Genomic DNA, 5426 nt, shown 5'->3' on the forward strand with positions numbered 1-5426 from the left:
TATATTACACCTCTAAAGTATAATCGTCAACACCTTTTTATAAAGAATTTCAATTTAATATTTTTATGCTCTTTTAGCTAGATACGTCTCTATAGGATTTCATTATCGGAGCACACCTTATGCTTCTCTTTAATTTATTTTTCCAAATATATTCAAGTTAATTTGAACTCTAGACTTAACTTGTGTGGACGTTTTCCTCCAACAAAACTAGCAACCTTATTTTAACAAATACTAGTATATAATTAGAGAGTTGTTGTACTATCAATAAAACTCTATTAGAAGCAGGTGAAGATATGAAAGATATACGTATCCTTATAGCAGACGACGATAAAGAAATCCGAAATTTATTAAAAATATATTTAGAACGAGAATTATACATGGTAGACACTGCAATCAACGGCGAAGAAGCCTTGCATTTATTTAATCAAAATAAATATAACCTCGTTATATTAGATCTTATGATGCCCAAAATAGATGGAATCGAGGTATGTAAAAAACTTAGAGATAAAACTAACGTACCTATATTAATGCTCACAGCTAAAGATCACGAAGTTGATAAAATTTTAGGTTTAAGCATTGGTGCTGATGATTATATTACGAAACCTTTCAGCATTCACGAAGTAATTGCACGAGTAAAAGCTCTTATGCGGCGTTTTTTAGTTCTCGGAAGTAACAATACTGCTCAAGAAAAAACAACTTTATCTTTTAAAGGACTAACTATCAATTTAAATACATACACAGTTCATACAAACAAAGAAGAAATTAGCTTAACCGGAAAAGAATTGGAACTGTTAAAATTCTTTACTTCAAACCCAGGGCAAGTATTTACAAAAACACAGCTCTTCCGAAATGTGTGGGACGATAATTATATAGAAGATGACAATACCGTTATGGTACATATTCGAAAACTTAGAAAGAAAATAGAAATTGACCCTTCCAATCCAAAATTCATTCAGACTATATGGGGAATTGGTTATAAGTTTGTAGGTGAAAAGCTTGAAGACTGATAAAACCCTCTTCCTTATTTCATTACAACTTATCATTTGCGGGATTTTAAACATACAAATGGGCCCAAGATTAAAAATGTCTTTATTTATTATCCTTATCTTAATTACAATTTATCTCTTCTTTTCAAGAATACAATTCATTCAACATCGTAAAGCAATGGATACTAAATTAAGTCGTGTACTAAAAGGAAACTTACAAACGAGATTATTCACAAGCAATGACCACTCATTACATAATATCGTTTTTTCAATAAACGAGCTAATAGCTAAATTAGAGCAGGTTCAGATTGAAGCCAAAAGATCCGAGGAATCCAGAAAACAACTTTTGTCTAGTATCTCCCACGATATACGAACACCACTCACCTCCATTATCGGATATATAGATGCTTTGAAAGACGGAGTTGCTGCTTCTGAAATAGAAAAACAAGAATATCTTAAAATACTCTACATGAAATCAAATAACTTAAAACACCTAGTTGATGAAATATTCAATATGGCGAAGCTAGACGCTAATGAATTTCCACTAAAAGAAGAAGAACTCGACTTTTCTGAAGTTACTAGAGAAGTTTTGATTGAATTTTTACCTGAGCTCTCAAAACATAACATCGAACTGCAAATTCTCATACCAGAGTCTACTTGTCCTATCATCGCAGATCATCTAAGCATTATGCGGATTATCGGTAATTTAATGAAAAATGCAATTTATTACGGAAAGGATGGGAAAACAATAGGAGTCGAACTGCTAGAAGCTGATGCAGAATACAAACTTCATATTTGGGATCAAGGCCCTGGTATTCCACAACATGATTTACAAAACATATTTGAGCGAATGTACCGAAGCGAACAATCAAGAAACTCTTCATTTGGTGGTAGCGGTCTCGGACTCTCTATTTCTAAAGCACTCGTTGAAAAAAATGGTGGGCATATATGGGTTGAAAGTACTCCATGGAAACGAACTACTTTTGGCTTTTCTGTTCCAAAACACAATACTTTTAAGAAATAGTTAAGAAATGATTAATATGCAGTTAAGCCTTCCTTTTTATGATGTAAGTAAGAACTTATAGAAAGCAGGTGTCTCCTATAAATACAATTATAAAAACGACTAACCTTACTAAAGTATATGGCAATCAAAAATCAGTAGATAATTTAAATATTAATGTTCAACAAGGAGAGATTTATGGCTTCATAGGCCGCAACGGTGCTGGTAAAACAACAACCATTCGTATGCTGCTTAGTCTTATAAAACCTACAAGCGGAACGATTGAAATATTCGGAGAGAACTTATTCCAAAATCAAAAAGATATTTTAAGCAGAATTGGTTCTATAGTTGAAGTTCCAGGATTTTATGAAAACTTAACTGCAAAAGAAAACCTACTAATTAATGCAAAGATAATTGGGGTTCACAAAAAGAATGCTATCGAAGAAGCATTAGAAATAGTAGGCTTGCAGCATGAGACAAAAAAGTTAGTAGGAAAGTATTCTTTAGGAATGAAGCAACGCTTAGGAATTGCACGCGCTCTTCTCCATTATCCTGAGCTACTCATATTAGATGAACCAACTAACGGACTAGACCCTATTGGTATTAAAGAAATGCGAAAACTTATTCATTCTTTAGCTCAAGAAAGAAATATAACAATACTCATTTCTAGTCACATATTAGCCGAGATAGAACAGTTGGTCGATCGTATCGGAATTATTCATGAAGGAAAGTTACTAGAAGAGGTTTCTCTTGATACGCTGCGCAAAGCAAACCGTAAGTACATAGAGTTTCAAGTGAATAATGACGATAAAGCTGTGATGTTATTAGAAAATCATCTTCAAATTTTTGATTATGAAGTACATGATGAAGGAAATATTCGTATTTACTCTCATTTTGGACAACAAGGATACATAAACAGAACGTTCGTTCTTAATGATGTTGAAGTATTAAAAATGATGATAAGCGAAGATAGACTAGAAGATTATTTCACCAAACTAGTTGGAGGTGGAACAATTGGTTAATCTACTCTATACAGAACTCTTAAAACTAAAACGCTCTAATATGTTTTTAATTAGCATTATTGGTGCTGGTGTCGCACCTTTCTTAGTTGTAGTAGCCTCTTATATACATATAAAAACAAAACAGCCTACTCCAACTATTTGGTTCCATCAATTATTCACTGACGTTAACTTATATACTACTTTAGTTATAGGATTCCCCTTATATGGAGTAGTGGTTGCATATTTGCTTACCCGTGAATATGCAGAAGATACACTGAAAAATTTACTAACTATCCCCGTGTCACGCATTAGCTTTATTATAAGTAAATTCATCATTCTCTTTCTTTGGATTATGATGCTAACTTTAGTCGCTTGGGCACTTACTTTAATATTAGGGCTATTGGGGAACTTCCCTGGCTTTAACATTTCTTTACTTTTAGGTTCTTTCCTAGAATTTTTAATATGTGGTGGACTTCTCTTTCTATTGTCTTCACCTATTGTGCTACTAACTCTTGTAATGAAGAGCTATGTACCGCCCATTATATTAACAGTCATTATTACAATGACTAATCTTATGCTCGTAAACTCCAAGCATAAAGATTTATTCCCGTGGACCGCTACTCTAGATATCGCAAATAACGAATTACAACCGACATATCCACCAGAGTATTCTTATATCATCATTGCAGTAACGACAATTTCCGGATTTATTGCAACACTATTCTATTTTAAAAAAGTAGACATTCATTAATTTGTAGGAGTGAAACTATGAGCGATATCATTATTGCCTTCATACTCGGTATTGTAGAAGGATTAGCTGAATTTTTACCTATATCCTCTACTGGCCATCTTATATTAGTCGGGCATTTATTAGGCTTTGAGGGAGAAAGAGCGAAAACGTTTGAAATTGTTATTCAGCTAGGCGCAATTTTAGCCATTACAATTTTATATCATAAACGTCTCGTTTCTTTATGTAATATTAAGCCTCTTCTACAGAAAGAAAAAAAATTCAACGCGTTCCATGTATTTCTTGGCGTATTTCCGGCAGTGGTTGCTGGTTTGCTACTACATGATATTATTAAAACATACTTATTCCAGCCATACACTGTTGTGATTGGACTTGTAGCAGGGGCAATTCTTATGCTCTTTGCAGAAGTAAAAAAGAAAGAGGCAGCAGCCTATTCACTGGACGATTTAACATACCGCCAAGCTTTAACAATCGGATTATTTCAGTGCTTAGCAGTATACCCTGGCTTCTCTAGAGCTGGCTCTACTATCTCTGGAGGTCTATTAGCAAAAATAAATTATAAGACTGCATCTGAATTCTCTTTTCTAATAGCTCTTCCTGTAATGATTGGGGCTACAGGCTTAGACTTACTAAAAAGTTGGAAGTATTTAAGTGTCGATGACATCCCTATGTTTGCGGTAGGATTCATTACCTCTTTTATAGTAGCGATGCTAGCGGTAGTAACTTTTCTAAAACTTTTAGAGAAGATAGGTTTAAAACCTTTTGCGTACTATCGTATTTTGTTGGCTATCTTATTTACGCTTTTCGTATTGCTATAGATTCATATAAGTCACATATTATTAAACTGATATTCAATTTAGAATATCAGTTTTTTCATCTATTTTAACTCTAGTATTACTCACTTCAATATGGCATAGTGATAATAAACTACCATTCATAATCTGAACGTTCTTTAAGTAACTACATCCTTTATCATAAAATGCAATTGGAAAATTAAAGATTCCATATATGTACAGAACATATTTACAAACTATATTCACTCCACATAGTATCTTTTTAATTTGCAACACACTGATACAAATTAAAAATAAGTACAAAGGCATAACAAATAAATAAATTTCCTAGGAATTATAAAGAGATTAAATATTAATTAGAGTGAGGTGACGATAAAAATGAATCAATTAGCACAGACATATTGGGATACTTATTGGGGAAACAACAAAAAACCAGAATCTGTTACAGCTTGGCAATTTGGGGATGCCCCTAATTATCTTGCACAACTAGTAATTGACGGTATTAAAACAGCTACATGCTCCGGTCACATTTTTTATGAATTAGAAAATGAATCGCTACCGACTACTAATGATTATAGTATTATACTCAATAGTAATGATGAACCTGTAGCTATTATTAAGACAATAAAAGTAACTGTAACACCAATGAATGAAGTAAGCGAAGAATTCGCTATCGCTGAAGGCGAAGGAGATCGTACTTATAATTACTGGAGAGACACCCATGTTCGTTTTTTTACAAAGGAACTAAATGAGATTGGTCTTAATTTCTCTGAAGATATGTTACTCGTCTGTGAGCGTTTTGAACTTGTTGATGTGAACAATAAAGTGAAATTTTAATAAACTGAGATTTACCAGCCATTCTTATTTTTATAAAACACAAAAAAGACGAGTCATTCT

6 protein-coding genes are annotated in these 5426 nt (G+C 33.0%); all 6 read left to right on the top strand.

All coding sequences use genetic code 11. The features are described from left to right. Positions 1-293 precede the first annotated feature (293 nt). The 6 genes from HMPREF2590_RS25045 (at position 294) to HMPREF2590_RS25070 (ending at position 5366) form a co-directional block, all read left to right on the top strand. A complete protein-coding gene (locus tag HMPREF2590_RS25045) occupies positions 294-1007 on the top strand; it encodes a response regulator transcription factor (RefSeq protein ID WP_000651991.1) in 714 nt (237 codons plus the stop codon). Beyond that, positions 997-2010 carry a sensor histidine kinase gene (locus HMPREF2590_RS25050; protein WP_003311686.1) on the top strand — a complete coding sequence of 338 codons (1014 nt, stop codon included), beginning with the start codon at positions 997-999 and terminating at the stop codon, positions 2008-2010. The genes HMPREF2590_RS25045 and HMPREF2590_RS25050 overlap by 11 nt, the downstream gene beginning before the upstream one ends. Before the next feature lie 68 nt (positions 2011-2078). Next, on the top strand, positions 2079-3008 hold the full coding sequence (locus HMPREF2590_RS25055; protein ID WP_000074579.1) for an ABC transporter ATP-binding protein: 930 nt from the start codon (positions 2079-2081) through the stop codon (positions 3006-3008). Continuing rightward, on the top strand, positions 3001-3738 hold the full coding sequence (locus tag HMPREF2590_RS25060; RefSeq protein WP_000247716.1) for an ABC transporter permease: 738 nt from the start codon (positions 3001-3003) through the stop codon (positions 3736-3738). The genes HMPREF2590_RS25055 and HMPREF2590_RS25060 overlap by 8 nt, the downstream gene beginning before the upstream one ends. Before the next feature lie 17 nt (positions 3739-3755). After that, positions 3756-4553: an undecaprenyl-diphosphate phosphatase UppP gene (uppP, locus tag HMPREF2590_RS25065; protein WP_050821498.1), complete on the top strand. Its 798-nt coding sequence runs from the start codon at positions 3756-3758 to the stop codon at positions 4551-4553. A 354-nt stretch (positions 4554-4907) separates the two neighbouring features. Continuing rightward, the gene (locus tag HMPREF2590_RS25070; RefSeq protein WP_050821497.1) at positions 4908-5366 is read left to right on the top strand and encodes an ASCH domain-containing protein; all 459 of its coding nucleotides are present in this window, start codon (positions 4908-4910) and stop codon (positions 5364-5366) included. Positions 5367-5426 lie beyond the last annotated feature (60 nt).

This window comes from Bacillus sp. HMSC036E02 (assembly GCF_001836235.1).
In the GTDB taxonomy this organism is placed as follows: Bacteria; Bacillota; Bacilli; order Bacillales; family Bacillaceae_G; genus Bacillus_A; species Bacillus_A cereus.